Consider the following 14709-nt stretch of genomic DNA (forward strand, 5'->3'; position numbering starts at 1 on the left):
CTCCATAAAAGTAACAAAGATTGCGATCGCCGATTCACTTACCTGAGAACTGTGGCCATGCAACAACGAGACAAACTCTTCATCAATGGTAAATGGGTGGCCCCGCACGGCGCGGGCCACATCGATGTCATCCATTCCGCCACCGAGGCGGTGATGGGCCGGATTCCCGAAGGCAGCACCCGTGATGCCGAGGACGCCATCCTGGCGGCCCGTGCCGCGTTCGATGGCTGGGCCGCCACGCCGGCGGCGGTGCGCGCCGAGTACATCCGCAAGATTGCCGAGGGCCTGAAGGCCCGCAGCGAGGAACTGGCGCAGCTGATCGCCGGCGAGGTGGGCATGCCGATCAAGATGGCGCGCGCGATCCAGGTCGGCGGCCCGGTCTACAACTGGGGCCAGGCGGCCAAGCTGCTGGAGAACTTCCACTTCGAGGAGGAGGTCGGCAATTCCCTGGTGGTGCGCGAGCCGGTCGGTGTGGTGGCGGCGATCACGCCGTGGAACTACCCGCTCAACCAGATCACGCTGAAGGTCGCACCGGCGCTGGCGGCGGGCTGCACGGTGGTGCTGAAGCCGTCCGAGGTGGCGCCGCTCAACGCCTTCGTGCTGGCCGAGGTGATCGAGGCCGCCGGCCTGCCGCCGGGCGTGTTCAACCTGGTGACCGGCTTCGGTCCGGTGGTCGGCGAGGTGCTGGCCAGCCACCCGGAAGTCGACATGGTGTCCTTCACCGGTTCCACCCGCGCCGGCAAGCGCGTGTCGGAACTGGCCTCCCAGACGGTCAAGCGGGTCGCGCTGGAGCTGGGTGGCAAGTCGGCCTCGGTGATCCTGGACGATGCCGACCTGGCGGCCGCGGTCAAGGGCAGCGTCAGCGCCTGCTTCCTGAACTCCGGCCAGACCTGTTCGGCCCACACCCGCATGCTGGTGCCGCGCGCCCGCTACGAAGAGGCCAAGACCATCGCCAAGCAGGTGGCCGAAGCCTTCACCGTGGGGGATCCGCTGCAGGAAAGCACCAAGCTCGGACCGCTGATCTCCGCCACGCAGCGCGAGCGCGTGACCGGCTACATCCGCCGCGGCGTCAACGAAGGTGCCGAACTGGTGACCGGTGGTCCGGATGCGCCGGCGGGCCTGGACAAGGGCTTCTACGTCAAGCCGACGGTCCTGGGCAACGTCGATCCGCGCGCGACCGTGGCACAGGAGGAAATCTTCGGACCGGTGCTGTCGATCATCTGCTACGACACCGAGGAAGAGGCCGTGCGCATCGCCAACGACAGCATCTACGGCCTGGGCGGCGGCGTGTGGTCGGGTGACGAAGCGCGCGCCGTGCGCGTGGCGCGCCGCATCCGTACCGGCCAGGTCGACATCAACGGCGGCCCCTTCAATATGTCGGCGCCGTTCGGCGGCTACAAGCAGTCGGGCAACGGCCGCGAGGCCGGCAAGTACGGCCTGGAGGAGTTCCTCGAGTACAAGTCGCTGCAATTCAAGAAGCCGGCGGCCTGAGTCCCGCCCCGGGGACGCGGGTGTGCCGCCCCGGCGGCGCGTCCACCGTGCCCCTCCCGCTCCGATGCCCGGCTTGTCCGGGCATTTTTCCTGGACCGGGCCTGGGCGATAATGCGCGGACGAGAAATAGTGTCCCGATTCTGCAATTCGTCAACGAACTTGTGATTCAGGACATCGAACAGGTCCGCAAGGGGAGGGCGATCGATGCGCTGGTGGAGACGGCTGGGCTGGCTGATGCTGGCGATGGTGGTGCTGGGCCTGGTCGGGGCGCTGTGCGCCTATGTCTGGTACCGGCAGGCCTCGCAGCCGCAGGTGGCGGGCACGCTGCGCCTGCCCGGCCTGCGCGACACCGTCAGCATCGTGCGCGATCGCCATGGCGTGCCCCATATCGAGGCCGCCGATTCCCTCGATGCCTACTTCGGGCTGGGCTACGCCCATGCGCAGGACCGCCTGTGGCAGATGCAGATGAGCAAGCGCATCGTGGCCGGCCGGCTGGCCGAGGTGCTGGGCCCGTGGGCGCTGGATACGGACCGCTTCCTGCGCACGCTGGGCGTGCGCCGCAACGCGGAAGCCATCCTGGCGCAGAGTTCCGCGCCCACCCGCGCCGCGCTGCAGGCCTATGCCGATGGCGTCAATGCGTTCATCGACCACGGCAAAGGGCCGCTGCCGCCCGAGTTCCTGATCCTGCGCACCCGCCCGGAGCACTGGGAGCCCGCCGACAGCCTGGGCTGGCAGACCATGATGGCCTGGGACCTGGGCGCCAACTGGACGCAGGAAGTCCTGCGCATGGGGCTGTCGCAGGCCTTGCCGGTCTCGCGCATCAATGAACTGCTGGCCCCCTATCCCGGCGAGGCGCCGCTGCGCACGCTCGACTACGGTGCGCTGTACCGCCGCCTGGCGCCGCTGCAGAGCGCCATGGCGTCGGTGGTCGCGCGCGCGCCGGCCGGCTTCGTGGAGGGGATGGGATCGAACAACTGGGTGGTGTCCGGCGCCCACACGCGTTCGGGCAAGCCGCTGCTGGCCAATGACCCGCATCTCGGCCTGCAGGCGCCCGCCCTGTGGTACCTGGCCCAGCTGCGCGCGCCCGGCCTCGACGTCAGCGGGGCCACGCTGCCCGGGGCCCCGGTGGTGGTGCTGGGCCACAACCAGCGCATTGCCTGGGGCTTTACCAATACCGCGCCGGACGTGCAGGACCTTTATATCGAACACGTCCAGCCGGGGGACCCGGGCCGCTACCAGACTCCGACCGGCTGGGCCGAGTTCGACAAGCGGCAGGAAGTGATCCACGTGAAGGGCGCGGCGGATGTCGTGCTGACCGTGCGCACGTCGCGCCACGGCCCGGTGATCTCCGACGTGGCCGAGCCGCTGGCCACGGCCGCGGCGCCGCTGGGCGCTCAGTTCGTGGTGGCCATGCAGTGGACCGCGCTGCGCCCGGACGACCGCACGCTGCAGGCCGGCCTTGCCATCAATACCGCCAGCGACTGGAACGGCTTCGTCAATGCGCTGCGCGACTTCCACTCGCCGCAGCAGAACATCGTCTATGCCGACGTGGACGGCAATATCGGCTTCATCGCGCCGGGACGGGTGCCGATCCGCCGGCCCGACAACGACCTGCACGGGCTGGCGCCGGCGCCGGGATGGGACCCGCGCTATGACTGGGTCGGCTTCATCCCCTTCGACAAGCTGCCGCGGCGCTACAACCCGCCCGAGGGCGTGATCGTCACCGCCAACCAGAAGATCGTCGAGCCGGACTATCCGTACTTCATCACCAGCGAATGGACCGTGCCCTACCGCGCCCAGCGCATCCGCACGCTGCTCGATGCCACCGCGCGGCATACGCCTGACAGCTTCGCGGCGATCCAGAAGGACCAGGTCTCGCTGGCGGTGCGCGATGCGCTGCCGCTGCTGCTGGCCTCGCGCGCGGCCACCGATGCCTGGCGCGTGCCGCGCGAACGCGCGCTGCTGGACGCGCTGCGCAAATGGGATGGCGACATGCAGGCGGACCGTGCCGAGCCGCTGGTGGCGACGGCCTGGATGCGCGAGCTGTCGCGCGTGCTGTTCGAGGACAAGGTAGGCCAGGCCCTGTTCCGCCGCCTGTGGGAGCAACGCAACGTGCAGCAGGCCACGCTCAATATCCTGCGCGATCCCGAAGGCCTGGGCGCGTTCTGGTGCGATGCCGTCGCCAGTCCCGAGAGGCAGAGCTGCGACGACGCGATCTCGACCGCCTGGCAGCGCGCGATCGACGATCTGGACCGGCGCTACGGCGACAAGCCGGAGCGCTGGCAATGGGGCATCGCGCATACGGCGCGCGCCGAACACCGGCCGTTCGGCAAGGTGCCCTACCTGGCCGACCTGTTCGATATCAAGGTGCCGACCGGCGGCGACACCTATACGGTCAACGTCGGCCGCCACAGCCTGCGCAACGAGGCTGCGCCCTTCGAGAGCGTGCACGCGGCGAGCCTGCGCGCCATCTACGACCTGTCCGACCTGGGCGCGGCGCGTTTCATCGATTCGACCGGCCAGTCGGGCAATGTGCTGTCGCGGCACTATCGCGACTGGACCGACAAGTGGGCAGCGGTGCAGTACATCTCGCTGGACCCCGGCCAGTTCAAGCGCGGCAGCACGGCCTTCGATACCTTGATCCTCAAGCCGGAGGCGCGCCGCTGACCTGGCGCGTGCGCGCCGCGGCCTGCCTGGCGCCGATTGCCTGGCGCCCGGGCGGCCCCAGGCTGCGCTCAGGCGGCATACAGGCGCGGACGGCGCTCGCGCCAAGGCATCGCCTGTTCCAGCGCGGCCGCCACCTGCAGCAGCGTGGCTTCATCGCACATCGGCGCGGCGAACTGCACGCCGAGCGGCAGCCCGCCCGACATGCCGAGCGGCAGCGACAGCGCCGGCGTGCCGGTGACATTGAACAAGGGCGTGAAGGGGCAGTAGTCGAACACCTTGTCACACCAGCCGCGCGCATCGAGCGTGGCATCGTCCTGGTCCAGGTAGCCGAGCGGCACGGTCGGCACGCGCGTGACGGGGGTGACCAGCAGGTCGTAGCGCTCGAAGAAGCCGCCGAGCGCGCGTGAAACGGCGTTCATGCCGGCCAGGGCCAGTTCCAGGTCGAGCGCCTTCAGTGCCAGGCCGTGCTCGATGCAGGCGCGCGTGCAGGCTTCCACGCCGCTGCCGTCGTAGGGCCGGCCGATGGCCTGGCCGGTGCCTAGCGCCGCGGCGGCCAGGAACGACGTCCAGGCCGTCCGGTTGGCGCTGGCCAGTGATTCCGCACAGTACTCCGGGCTGGCGAACTCCACGTGGTGGCCCATCGATTCCAGGGTACGCGCCGCTTGCAGCGTGGCGGCAATGCAATCGGGGTGGGTTTCGGCGCTGCCCGGGAAGCGCGTCGAGACGGCGACGCGCAGGCGCCGCAACGGGGCGGCAATGGCGTCCGCGTAGGGCAGCGCCGGTGCTTCGATGCGGAACGGCGCGCCGCTGTCGGGTCCGCTCACGGCATCGAGGACCGCGGCGCAGTCGCGCACGGTGCGCGTCAGCACGAACTCGATGCCCAGGCCCAGCAGGGGCAGGCCGTAGTCGGGCCCGGCGGGCGTGCGCCCGCGCGAGGGTTTGAGACCGACCAGCCCGCAGGCGGCCGCCGGGATGCGGATCGAGCCGCCACCGTCATTGGCGTGCGCCACCGGGACGATGCCGGCGGCCACGGCGGCGGCCGCGCCACCGCTGGAGCCGCCCGCGCTGTGCCCGGGTTCCCAAGGATTGCGGGTGGGGCCGTGCAAGCGGCATTCGGTGGTGGCATTGAAGCCGAACTCCGGCGTGGCGGTGCGGCCGAAGGCAGCGAAGCCGGCGCGGCGGAAGCGCGCCATCAGCTCGGAATCGGCGGCCGGGACGATGCCCCCGCCCGTCATGCGCGAACCGCTGTCGCAGGGAATGCCGCGCGCATGCAGCACCAGGTCCTTGAGCAGGAAGGGGACGCCGGCGAAGGGGCCCTCGCTCGCATGTTCCAGCGCGGCGGGGAAGATGTCGATCAGGGCGTTGAGCGCTGGATTGAGCTGCCGGGCCGCGGCCCGCGCCGCTTCCATGACTTCGCTTGCGGACACATGTCCGGCACGGATCTGCTGCGCGAGCGCGGTCGCGTCCAGGCTTGCGTAGTCGCTGATTTGCATTGGGTGTCGCCTCCAGTCGTTGTCGTGAGCGGGCCGGTGCGGCCGCCGCAGGCATTGAAGCAGCGCGACGCGAGGGCGCCTACCGTTCAATTGGAGGAGGGAGGGCCGGCCCGGCCGGCGCAGCGGCGGCGGTCAGCCCAGCAGGCGCGAGGCGAGGGCGCCCTTGTCCGATACCTCCAGCTTGGCGTAGGCCTGGCGCAGGTGGTGCCTGACCGTGGTCGGCGCGATGCCGAGCCGGCGCGCGACTTCCTTGTGCGACAGCCCGCTGCCGAACAGGCGCGCCACCGCCAGCTCGCGCGGTGCCAGCAGGTCGCCGGGCGCCGGTGGACTGGCGCGCACCAGCAGCAGGTCGCCTTCCGGCTCCCAGCTGAGCCGGATGCGCGCGTTGGCCAGGTGGCCGCCGGTGCCCGGCTGCAACCGCAGCCGCAGCGGCTCTGGCAGGGCGGCCCCGTGCCACCCCGGCCACGCCTGCTGCAATTGCGCGAGGAAGCTGGCATCCGCATGCAGGATGCGGCCCCAGGCATCCGCCAGCGCTGCCGCCTGTGGCACCGCGGCCGTATCGTGCACGGCGCGCATGGCACGCAGGCGGCATTGGCGATTGTGGTCGAGCGCGGCGTCCAGGTGGCCGATCACGCAAGCCATCAGGCGCACATCGCGTTCGGCGTAGGGCCGGCGGCCCGGCGCGCGGTAGAGCGACAGATGCGTGGCGCGGCGCGCCGGCAGCGCGACCTGCGCGCCGCACAGCACGTGGCGGATGCGTTGGCGCGCGCACAGGATCCGCATCGGCGCCGGCAGGGGCGCGTGGCGCACGCACAGCGCGACCGCGTGGCCGGCATGTCCGGCATGCCCGCCAGGCCCTGCGGCGAGCGCGACCAGGGGGTCGTCGGCCTTGCATTGCTCCCACTCGGCCACGAAGTCCGGCGCGGTGTCCAGCGTCTGGCTGCTGTGCAGCGACGGCCCGCCCGGCGTGAGGGTCGAACAGCCCAGCCAGGCGCTGTCGAAATCGATGAACTCGCGCAACAAGCCCAGCACCTGCCGTTCGAAGGCACCGATCGGCTCGTGCAGGGCCAGGCGGTAGAGCGGCAGCAGCAGGCGGCTGACACTCGCGGCAAGCCGCAGCTCGCGCGAGGTTTCACCAACGGCCGGGCCGGCAGGGTGCTGGATCATCGTGGTCTCCCGCGGGCACTCGTTCGGTGCCGCTTGGTCATGGTGCGTGGGCGGCTGGCACGGAACGGCGGGCGTTCAACAAGCGGTGCGCGCCGCGGGCCCTGCCGGAACGGCGCTCCCGCATGCCGGCCGGCGTCGACGCCGGTGGCACCACCGGGCGGCGTCTATGCCGTTTCCCACTGGCAGGATTCTGCCCCATCCGGCGGCGGCGCATACCGTTTTCGGCACGATGACGGTGCCAGCGCGCAGCTTGGGCGCCGGCCGGGCCGCCGCGCGCAGGGGGGCGCGGCGACGGAGCCGGCTCAGCGCGGGCGGAAGCGCCGTGCGGTGCCCTCACGCGTGATGCGCTCCCACACCACCTGCTTTTCCCCGTCGCTCAGGAAGACCCAGTTGCTGACCTCGGCGGCGGTCCGTCCGCAGCCCTGGCAGATCTCGTCGAACAGGGTCGAGCAGATGCCGATGCACGGACTGTCCGGCCGGTCGAACAACTGCTCGTCACCCGCGGCGTGCGGAGCGACGGGGGAAAGCGGCTGGAGATCTTGTGAATCGGACGGCATGCGGAAGACGGGGAGGGCGGGTGCCGGAGTGGATCGGGGGCACATTATACGTGCCCCGGCGTCAGGGGCCGCCTCGCGCAGGGCAGGACAAGCCCGAGCCAGGCGCGGCCAGGGGCACCGGTCCGCGCCGTCCGGCGGGATGACTTCGCGGGTAATTGAGAGCAGTTCGGGGCAGGCCTAGGCTGTAGCCATCCGCCAAGCCAACCTGGAGACACATCATGCCCCACGATTCCGCCGCGATCGATGCCGCGCCAGCCGTCGACGACCGCATCCGCTCCGTGGTCGACACCGTCCTGCTGGGCTCGCCGGTGGCGCGCGCCCTGGGCGTGCGGCTGCACCGGCTGGAAATCGACCACGTGGAACTGCTGCTGCCGTTCCATGCCGACCTCGTCACCCATGGCGATACCGTGCACGGCGGCGTGATCGCCACGCTGGTGGACATCTGCGGCGCCGCCGCGGCCGGCTCCGGCGCCGATGCCGGGACGCTGCAGGGCGGGGCGACCAGTTCGCTGGCGCTGCAGTACCTGGCGCCAGCGCGCGGCACCGACCTGCTGGCGATCGCGCGGGTGCTGCGCCGTGGCCGCAAGCAGGTCGCCACCGATATAACGGTCCATGCGGGCGGCAGCGACGGCGAACTGGTGGCGAAGGCGCTGATGGGCAGCGTGCTGTTCTAACCCGACGCCCGCGTGGCCTCCGCTCGGCGGCCACCGCTCGGAGCCTCTCGATTTCGCATATTAAGCAATTAACGGCCAGCCTTTTTTCAACACATCGGAAACGGCTACGCCGGGGCTCACAGACAAGGCAGGGCAGGATCAGGCCGGGTTTTGGGGAAGCTTGGGAAGGTGGGGACACTGTTAGAGCGGGCATCGGCCGCTCTCCGGGCGCGAATGGCGCCGGTGGCCGTCACCGGCTGTCCCGGATGGGGGCAGTCGGCCGCGAACGGCTATCAGTCAGCAAGCGTTCGCGGCCATGTCCGGCCTGCGCCGGGGCCTGGCCTCAGGCCCGCCAGCCGCCCTCGAGGCAGGCGAGGGCGGCCGCTACGATCAGTACTTCCACAGGATCTTCTGCAGTTCCTTCGGATCGTTGGTCTTGGTCAGCGCCAGCGCCATCAGGATGCGGGCCTTCTGCGGCAGCTGGTCGTCGGTGACGATCCAGTCGTACTTGTCGTCCGGCTGCTCGGCATTGCGGATCACCACGCCGCTGCCGGTGCGCGAGGCGCGCACGATCTGCACGCCCTTGGCACGCGCGGCCTTGAGCGGCTCGACCATGTAGTCGCCCACGCTGCCATTGCCGGTGGCCGCGAAGACGATGGCCTTGGCGCCGTTCTTGACGGCCGCGTCGACGCTGGCCGGGTTCACGTTGCCGTAGGCGTAGACGATGGCGACTTCGGGCAGCTTGTCCAGCTTGTCGATGTCGAACTCGGTCTGCATGGTGTGCGGACGCGCCGGCAGGCGGAAGAACAGGGTGCGGCCCTCGACCACGTAGCCCAGCGGGCCGAACGGCGAGCGGAAGGTCTCGGTCTTGAAAGTATTGCTCTTGGTGACGTCGCGGCCGGTATGGATCTCGTCGTTCAGCACCACCAGCGTGCCCTTGCCGCGCGAATCCGGGTTCGAAGCGACCAGCACCGCGTCATACAGGTTGAGCGCGCCGTCGGCGCCCAGTGCCGTGCCCGGGCGCATCGAGCCGACCACCACCACGGGCTTGTCGCTCTTCAGCGTCAGGTTGAGGAAATAGGCGGTCTCCTCGATGGTGTCGGTGCCGTGGGTGATCACGATACCGTCCACGTCCGGCTGCTTGAGCAGCTCGGACACGCGCTTGCCCAGCTTCAGCAGGCGCTCGTTGTTGAAGCTCTCCGAACCGATCTGGAAGATCTGCTCGCCCTTCACGTTGGCGACCTTGCTGATCTCCGGCACCGAAGCGATGATCTTGTCGACCGGAACCACGGCCGACTGGTAGGCAGCGGTATTGGTGGCCGAGGCGCCGGCGCCGGCGATGGTGCCGCCGGTGCCGATGATGACGATATTCGCCTTGCGGGCTTCGCTCTGCGCACTGGCCGGCGCGGTCGTGGCAGCGGCCGGGGCCAGTTGCGCCTGCGCGGTGCCGGCGTTCAGGCCGGCGGCCAGCAGCAGGGCGCTGAGGGTGGTGAGACGGGTGAAACGGGTAAAACGCTTCATGATTCTCCTCGTATAGGCATGCGCGGCGGCACCTTGTGGGTGGCCGTCCGCGTCGACTATCGGTCTGGGCAAACCGCACTCCGGCCTGTCTTACAGGAGCCGGTCCGCGCGGAGCCGGAACTATACGGGAGCAGGGGCAAATGTGTCGACATTTGGTAACACGGGGTTTTCCCGTAAAGATGTCGGCGGGGATTGTCGCGCCCGTGGGCGCGGCGCCGACTGTCGGCGCGCCGGTCGCGTCGGCGGCGGCCCGTCATTCGATCCCATCGCGCCATGAGCGATCCCTGCTTCCGCCTCGCCGTGCCGGACGGCCTCGAACCGCTGTTGTGCGGCGCACAGCGGGATGCCGCGCACCGGTTTACCTGGCAGCGGGCTTCGATGAGGACGGGGCGAGGCTTCGTCAAAGCGAGCCGAGCCCAAGGCTATCTATCGCAACTCCTGGCCAATAGCGAGCAGTCCTGTCGAGCCTAGGGAGGTGGTGGAAGGATTCGCGGTGGCGGCAGGTCTGATTCCAGAGAGTCGTGTGGGCGCCTGCGGCGACTCAAAGAGCCTCGACCGTCGGCTCGCCGACAGCAAGCACGTCGACACACAGTGTCTCGGTGATGACGGCGAAGTGCTGCAAGCCGTCGAACTGCCGACAGGTATCCGCGGCGAAGCGAGCGAGATATTCAGATTGTCGAACGCGATAGAAGCAGCCGCGGCCGAGTCCAGTGGACCGGGCGGCTTCGCCGTCGAGATCGCTCTCGTCACGTCGCTGATAGGCCGCGGGCGATGCGAAGGCAAGACGCAGGATGCGGTCGGTCTCATGGTTGCGCAGCAGCAGACGAAATCCTTCCCAGTCTTCGAGAACGCTTTCGATGGATACGCGGGGGGAGCCATCGGGAAGGATCTCCCAAATCTCATACCTTTGCTGCATGGCCGTCCTTTCAGAGATGGCGAATCTTGAACACCTTCATATCAGCTTGCGTGGTGGAGGGCGATCGTACTCCGGATAAGCGTGGCGCCAGTCCGCCCCGCCAACACGCTTGCCCTCTTCCATGATCATGAGCGTATTCCCGGGCTTCGGATACGCAGTGAGTGGGCGCCCGTCCATTCGATCGATATCAAAGATATCGATCAGGTAGTCCGTGGGCGTCTTCATCAGGATCGCATAGATGAGGACTGGTATGCCCTGATCCAGGGCGATCAGATCCCGTCCAAGGGTGATCGCATCGCAGCCGCTTTTCTCGGTTTCCTCATCATGCACGACCGCGAGATAGTAGGGATCTCCGATCTCACGTACTCGACAGGTTTTGATCTGTGTTTGCCACTGCGACGTTCGCTTTCCGTCTAGCGGCTCGCAGGTTTCAATCAGAAAGTCCAACAGGGCGCGCTCGTGGGGAGCCAAGGGGCGAGAAAGTGCCATATAGCCTCCTGAGGCAGAGGTGGTCGGATCGAACCGATGCGGATCCGCGGGGATTCCGGATGTGCGGTCCCTGGCTTCCGTGGTACGAGGATTCGTCCATGCGGTCTACCACTTCTTGTCATCCATCCGACGTCTGGGTCAAAGTAGCTTTCCGGGCGGGGTGAGATCGGTGTCCTGATAGAAACGGGTCCAGTCCGCCCCGCCGACATGCTTGCCTGATTCCATGATCATGAGGCTATCGCCCGGCTTCGGATAGGCAGTGAGTGGGCGCCCGTCCATTCGATCGATATTGAAGATATCAATCAGGTAGTCGGTTGGCGTCTTCATCAAGACTGCATAGATAAGGACTGGCACGCCCTGATCCACGGCGATCAGTTCCCGTCCGAGCGTGATGGCGTCGCAGCCGCTTTTCTCAGTTGCTTCATCATGAACGACCGCAAGATAGTAGGAATCTCCAATTTCACGTACTCGGCAGGTTTTGATCTGTGCTCGCCATTGCAGCGTCCGCTTCCCGTATAGGGGCTCGCAGACTTCAATCAGGAAGTCCAACAGGGCGCGCTCGTGGGGAGCCAGGGGGCGAGAAAGTGCCATTCAGATTCCTGAGACAGAGGTAGTCGGATAGAGCCGACGCGGACCCGCGGGGATTCCGGAGGTGCGGTCCCTGGCTTCCTCGGCAAGAGCGTGCGTCCGCGTGGTCTGCCACGGCTTGTCATGTCAATCGGGCAACGTCTGAATCAAAGCAGCTTGCGGGGTGGGGCGAGAACAGTGTCCTGATAGAAGCGACTCCAGTCTGCCCCGCCGACACGCTTGCCCGCTTCCATGATCATCAGGCTATCGCCCGGCTTCGGATAGGCCGTGAGTGGGCGCCCGTCCATTCGATCGATATCGAAGACATCGATCAGGTAGTCGGTTGGCGTCTTCATCAGAGTCGCATAGATGAGGACTGGCACGCCCTGATCCACCGCAATCAGATCCCGTCCGAGGGTGATGGCGTCGCAACCGCTTTTCTCAGTTGCTTCATCATGAACGACCGCAAGATAGTAGGGATCTCCAATTTCACGTACTCGGCAGGTTTTGATCTGTGCTCGCCATTGCAACGTTCGCTTTCCGTATAAGGGCTCGCAGACTTCGATCAGGAAGTCCAGTAAGGCAAATTCGTGCGGAGCTAGAGGTCTAGGTTGTGACATATCAGGTCAGCTTCATTGGCGCGGTGGTCGTATCGATCCGACACGAATCTCACCTGCTGAAGGTCTATACGACGAATACTCGATCGGAATGCCGTCGACTAAAACCGTGAAGGTCTTCCCGTCGCCGCCGATCGGTAACTGATGTCCATTTTCCTCCAGGTCTTTCTCGATCGCTCGCTTGACCGGTTCTCTGGGGATACCTTTCGCATCAAGGTGGCGGTATGTGTGATTGATCTGATTGGCATTCCGCCCCCAATTGACCTCGAACCCCTTGTTCGGCGCCGGCTTGCACTTGCTGCCCGCCATTGCGGCGATGCCCCAGGCGGCGCCGACGATCGGGCGCAGGCCTGGAACCATGCACTCGAGGCATACCGGGTCAAGTCCGGCTTCCGTCGGGCGCTCCCGTTGCAGCCCGTCCCGTTGAAGGAGCGGTGGCGCCCGGGCTGGATGCCGGTCGTCTAGTGGTTGCCAGAACCAGCCATCCAGCGCCTCGCGCGACACGGGCTGCGGCGGCCCCCCCTTGAGGGAGACCATCGCCTTACGCGACACCACGCGCCCATCCGGTGCGAACGCATAGTCCACCGTCAGCTTGTAGCCGAGTCCGAAATACTGGAACTGGCTGACGCGGCCACGCGCATCGTAGGCAAGGCGGACTTCGTCATCGAAGCCGTTGAGCAGGTGCGTGATGCGCTGCGCCGCATCCCTGCACAGGACACGGATGGGCCAGAATCCCGGCGGGTTGTTCTCCTGCAGTAAGCGCAGGTTCCCTGCTCCGTCGTACAGGAATACGGAGGACATGGTCCGCGCGCCGTTGACTGCGTCTACCTGGTATGAAACGCGGCCATTGGCGTCGTAGGACCATCCAAGCGTCGTCTTGGATCCGGTGGACTGCGCGCCGAACCCCTTCGCCCCGGTCGGATCATCCGTCGCCAGGTCGCTGAAGCCACCCAGGCGACCCTGCTCGTCATAGGCATAGGCGCGCAAGGCGCCCGGTGCGGCGATCAGCGCCGGACGGTCGCTGCCCGCCTGCGCGTACTGGAAGCTGGTGCGCCGCGCTCCATCGGTCGCGCTGGTGTAGACCTGGGTGATGACACGGCCGAGGGCATCGTATTGGTAGTCAGTGCGGGCGCCACCGGCATCGGTCTCGCTGGTGATGCGGCCTGCCGTCTCGTACACCGTACGGGTGGTTTCGCCGCTGCTTGCGCTGCTGCCGGTCGGGCGCAGCTGTCCGGCGATCTTGCTGAAGCGGAGCGTCGTGCTGCTGCGGCTGTCGGTCAGCGTCGTGGTGCCATGGCCATAGCTGAACTGGACGTTGCGAGCACTGTCCGGGTGGCTGACCGCGATGGCGCGGCCCTGCATGTCGTACGTATAGCTGGCGATGCGCAGGCCGCTCTCATCGATGACGCCGGTCAGCACATAGGGGAAGCGGGCATCGCCATATTCGAAGCGCCGCACATAGCCATCCGGCCAAGTCACCGTGACGAGATTGCCGCGTGAGTCATAGCCATAGCGCGTGGCCGCGCCACCAGGGCTGGTCATCTGTGCCAGCCGGTTCTGGCCGTCGTAGGTGAATTGCAGCGTGACGCCGAACCCGTCAGTCAAGGCGACCAACAGGCCCGGCGAGGTATTGCTGTACTGCAGTGTGGTGGTGCGCCCGGCGCCGTCCGTGACCGACTCAAGCCGGCCGGAGGCCGTATAGGATTCGGTCTCTCCGCTGATGCGGTCGTACAGTGACCAGCCGCCTCCGCCCGCGGCCGGAGAGAGCGTCAGCGGCTCCCCGCCGCTGGTACGCCACGCGCCGCCGGCCTGTTCGAACGTCGCGCGCTTGCCATCCGGCCGATAGGCTTGGACTCGCGCGGGATTCGACGTTGCCCTTGACAGCCCGAGCTGGCGCTGCCACGGATGCATCCAGTTCGGCCCGAACCCGCTCTGCGGGCGGACATAGGGCGCGGAGCGGAAGGTGCGCGTAAACCGCAGCGGCACGTCGCTACCGCTGGTGAAGTCTGTTTCGGTAAGCGTGACCACCCCGCTGGCCGGATAGACCGGGTCGGCCACGGGGCAGCTCGATTCCGTGTCGCCAGCCGCAGGCGCACCGCAGTACTGGTCGATGAGCTCCCGCCGGTTCGGGCAATGATAGCTGCCCATCCCGACCGGCGTGTTGCCGGCGACGTCCAGGGGACAATTTCGCGAACCCGGGATGGCGCCCGAGAGCGGATAGAGGGCAAAGCAGGTGTCCTCGGCACGCGCAGCGGTGACGGCCATCAGAAGCGCGAGGACGGCGAAGATGCGCAGCAGTGCGTTGCGCCCCGAAACTAGGCGCGGGAAGGAAAACCCCATCGGAACCTCCCTTGTCTGGTTGACTGGCCTGTCATTACAGGCGGGCAACCGGGAGGCTGTGAATCAGCTGCGTCTGATTTTCTGCAACAGAGTGTGCCGTCTGGCCTCAACGTGCCGGGAAGCGCAGGGCGGCGGGATCGATTGCTGATTTAATGCGGGAGACAGCAGACGTTTCGTCTTGCGAGGGGTGGTGATGCCGAGGCAACGGTGAGGAAGGAAGCTGTGCGGGCA

The 14709-nt window shown here is 67.5% G+C and carries 12 protein-coding genes; 3 read left to right on the forward strand and 9 right to left on the reverse strand.

Translation table 11 applies throughout. The annotated features are described in order from the left end of the window. The first annotated feature begins 57 nt into the window (after window positions 1–57). Window positions 58–1491, forward strand: coding sequence for an aldehyde dehydrogenase family protein (locus BKK81_RS10065; RefSeq protein ID WP_071012543.1), 1434 nt, complete (start codon window positions 58–60; stop codon window positions 1489–1491). A 204-nt stretch (window positions 1492–1695) separates the two neighbouring features. Further along, complete coding sequence (locus BKK81_RS10070; RefSeq protein ID WP_071012545.1) at window positions 1696–4158, forward strand: penicillin acylase family protein; 2463 nt, start codon at window positions 1696–1698, stop codon at window positions 4156–4158. A gap of 68 nt (window positions 4159–4226) precedes the next feature. On the opposite strand, the gene BKK81_RS10075 is transcribed toward BKK81_RS10070, so the two are convergent. The 3 genes from BKK81_RS10075 to BKK81_RS10085 form a co-directional block, all read right to left on the reverse strand. Further along, the gene (locus BKK81_RS10075) at window positions 4227–5651 is read right to left on the reverse strand and encodes an amidase (protein WP_071012546.1); all 1425 of its coding nucleotides are present in this window, start codon (window positions 5649–5651) and stop codon (window positions 4227–4229) included. A gap of 132 nt (window positions 5652–5783) precedes the next feature. After that, window positions 5784–6818, reverse strand: coding sequence for a helix-turn-helix transcriptional regulator (locus tag BKK81_RS10080; protein WP_071012548.1), 1035 nt, complete (start codon window positions 6816–6818; stop codon window positions 5784–5786). A 302-nt stretch (window positions 6819–7120) separates the two neighbouring features. Next, complete coding sequence (locus tag BKK81_RS10085; protein ID WP_071012550.1) at window positions 7121–7375, reverse strand: DUF1289 domain-containing protein; 255 nt, start codon at window positions 7373–7375, stop codon at window positions 7121–7123. A gap of 218 nt (window positions 7376–7593) precedes the next feature. On the opposite strand from BKK81_RS10085, the gene BKK81_RS10090 reads away from it, so the two are divergent. Continuing rightward, window positions 7594–8049: a PaaI family thioesterase gene (locus BKK81_RS10090; protein WP_071012552.1), complete on the forward strand. Its 456-nt coding sequence runs from the start codon at window positions 7594–7596 to the stop codon at window positions 8047–8049. A 369-nt stretch (window positions 8050–8418) separates the two neighbouring features. Here the strand turns inward: BKK81_RS10090 and BKK81_RS10095 are convergent, their stop codons facing one another. The 6 genes from BKK81_RS10095 to BKK81_RS10120 all read right to left on the reverse strand — a co-directional run bounded on the left by BKK81_RS10095 (window position 8419) and on the right by BKK81_RS10120 (window position 14478). Further along, complete coding sequence (locus BKK81_RS10095; protein ID WP_071012554.1) at window positions 8419–9549, reverse strand: asparaginase; 1131 nt, start codon at window positions 9547–9549, stop codon at window positions 8419–8421. 541 nt (window positions 9550–10090) lie between these two features. Continuing rightward, window positions 10091–10465, reverse strand: coding sequence for a hypothetical protein (locus BKK81_RS10100; protein ID WP_071012555.1), 375 nt, complete (start codon window positions 10463–10465; stop codon window positions 10091–10093). 36 nt (window positions 10466–10501) lie between these two features. Then, window positions 10502–10954 carry a hypothetical protein gene (locus tag BKK81_RS10105; RefSeq protein ID WP_071012557.1) on the reverse strand — a complete coding sequence of 151 codons (453 nt, stop codon included), beginning with the start codon at window positions 10952–10954 and terminating at the stop codon, window positions 10502–10504. A gap of 138 nt (window positions 10955–11092) precedes the next feature. After that, the gene (locus BKK81_RS10110; RefSeq protein WP_071012559.1) at window positions 11093–11545 is read right to left on the reverse strand and encodes a hypothetical protein; all 453 of its coding nucleotides are present in this window, start codon (window positions 11543–11545) and stop codon (window positions 11093–11095) included. Window positions 11546–11688: 143 nt separating this feature from the next. Then, window positions 11689–12141: a hypothetical protein gene (locus tag BKK81_RS35300; protein WP_156811197.1), complete on the reverse strand. Its 453-nt coding sequence runs from the start codon at window positions 12139–12141 to the stop codon at window positions 11689–11691. Between the two features lie 12 nt (window positions 12142–12153). Next, the gene (locus BKK81_RS10120; RefSeq protein WP_071012562.1) at window positions 12154–14478 is read right to left on the reverse strand and encodes a DUF6531 domain-containing protein; all 2325 of its coding nucleotides are present in this window, start codon (window positions 14476–14478) and stop codon (window positions 12154–12156) included. Between the last annotated feature and the right edge of the window lie 231 nt (window positions 14479–14709).

Source organism: Cupriavidus sp. USMAHM13 (genome assembly GCF_001854285.1).
In the GTDB taxonomy this organism is placed as follows: Bacteria; Pseudomonadota; Gammaproteobacteria; order Burkholderiales; family Burkholderiaceae; genus Cupriavidus; species Cupriavidus malaysiensis.

Coding starts and splice junctions, on each gene's coding strand:
- BKK81_RS10070 (WP_071012545.1), top strand. CDS start 1,696: ATGCGCTGGTGGAGACGGCTGGGCTGGCTGATGCTGGCGATGGTGGTG.
- BKK81_RS10090 (WP_071012552.1), top strand. CDS start 7,594: ATGCCCCACGATTCCGCCGCGATCGATGCCGCGCCAGCCGTCGACGAC.
- BKK81_RS10095 (WP_071012554.1), bottom strand. CDS start 9,549: ATGAAGCGTTTTACCCGTTTCACCCGTCTCACCACCCTCAGCGCCCTG.
- BKK81_RS10100 (WP_071012555.1), bottom strand. CDS start 10,465: ATGCAGCAAAGGTATGAGATTTGGGAGATCCTTCCCGATGGCTCCCCC.
- BKK81_RS10065 (WP_071012543.1), top strand. CDS start 58: ATGCAACAACGAGACAAACTCTTCATCAATGGTAAATGGGTGGCCCCG.
- BKK81_RS10085 (WP_071012550.1), bottom strand. CDS start 7,375: ATGCCGTCCGATTCACAAGATCTCCAGCCGCTTTCCCCCGTCGCTCCG.
- BKK81_RS10120 (WP_071012562.1), bottom strand. CDS start 14,478: ATGGGGTTTTCCTTCCCGCGCCTAGTTTCGGGGCGCAACGCACTGCTG.
- BKK81_RS10080 (WP_071012548.1), bottom strand. CDS start 6,818: ATGATCCAGCACCCTGCCGGCCCGGCCGTTGGTGAAACCTCGCGCGAG.
- BKK81_RS10075 (WP_071012546.1), bottom strand. CDS start 5,651: ATGCAAATCAGCGACTACGCAAGCCTGGACGCGACCGCGCTCGCGCAG.
- BKK81_RS10110 (WP_071012559.1), bottom strand. CDS start 11,545: ATGGCACTTTCTCGCCCCCTGGCTCCCCACGAGCGCGCCCTGTTGGAC.
- BKK81_RS10105 (WP_071012557.1), bottom strand. CDS start 10,954: ATGGCACTTTCTCGCCCCTTGGCTCCCCACGAGCGCGCCCTGTTGGAC.
- BKK81_RS35300 (WP_156811197.1), bottom strand. CDS start 12,141: ATGTCACAACCTAGACCTCTAGCTCCGCACGAATTTGCCTTACTGGAC.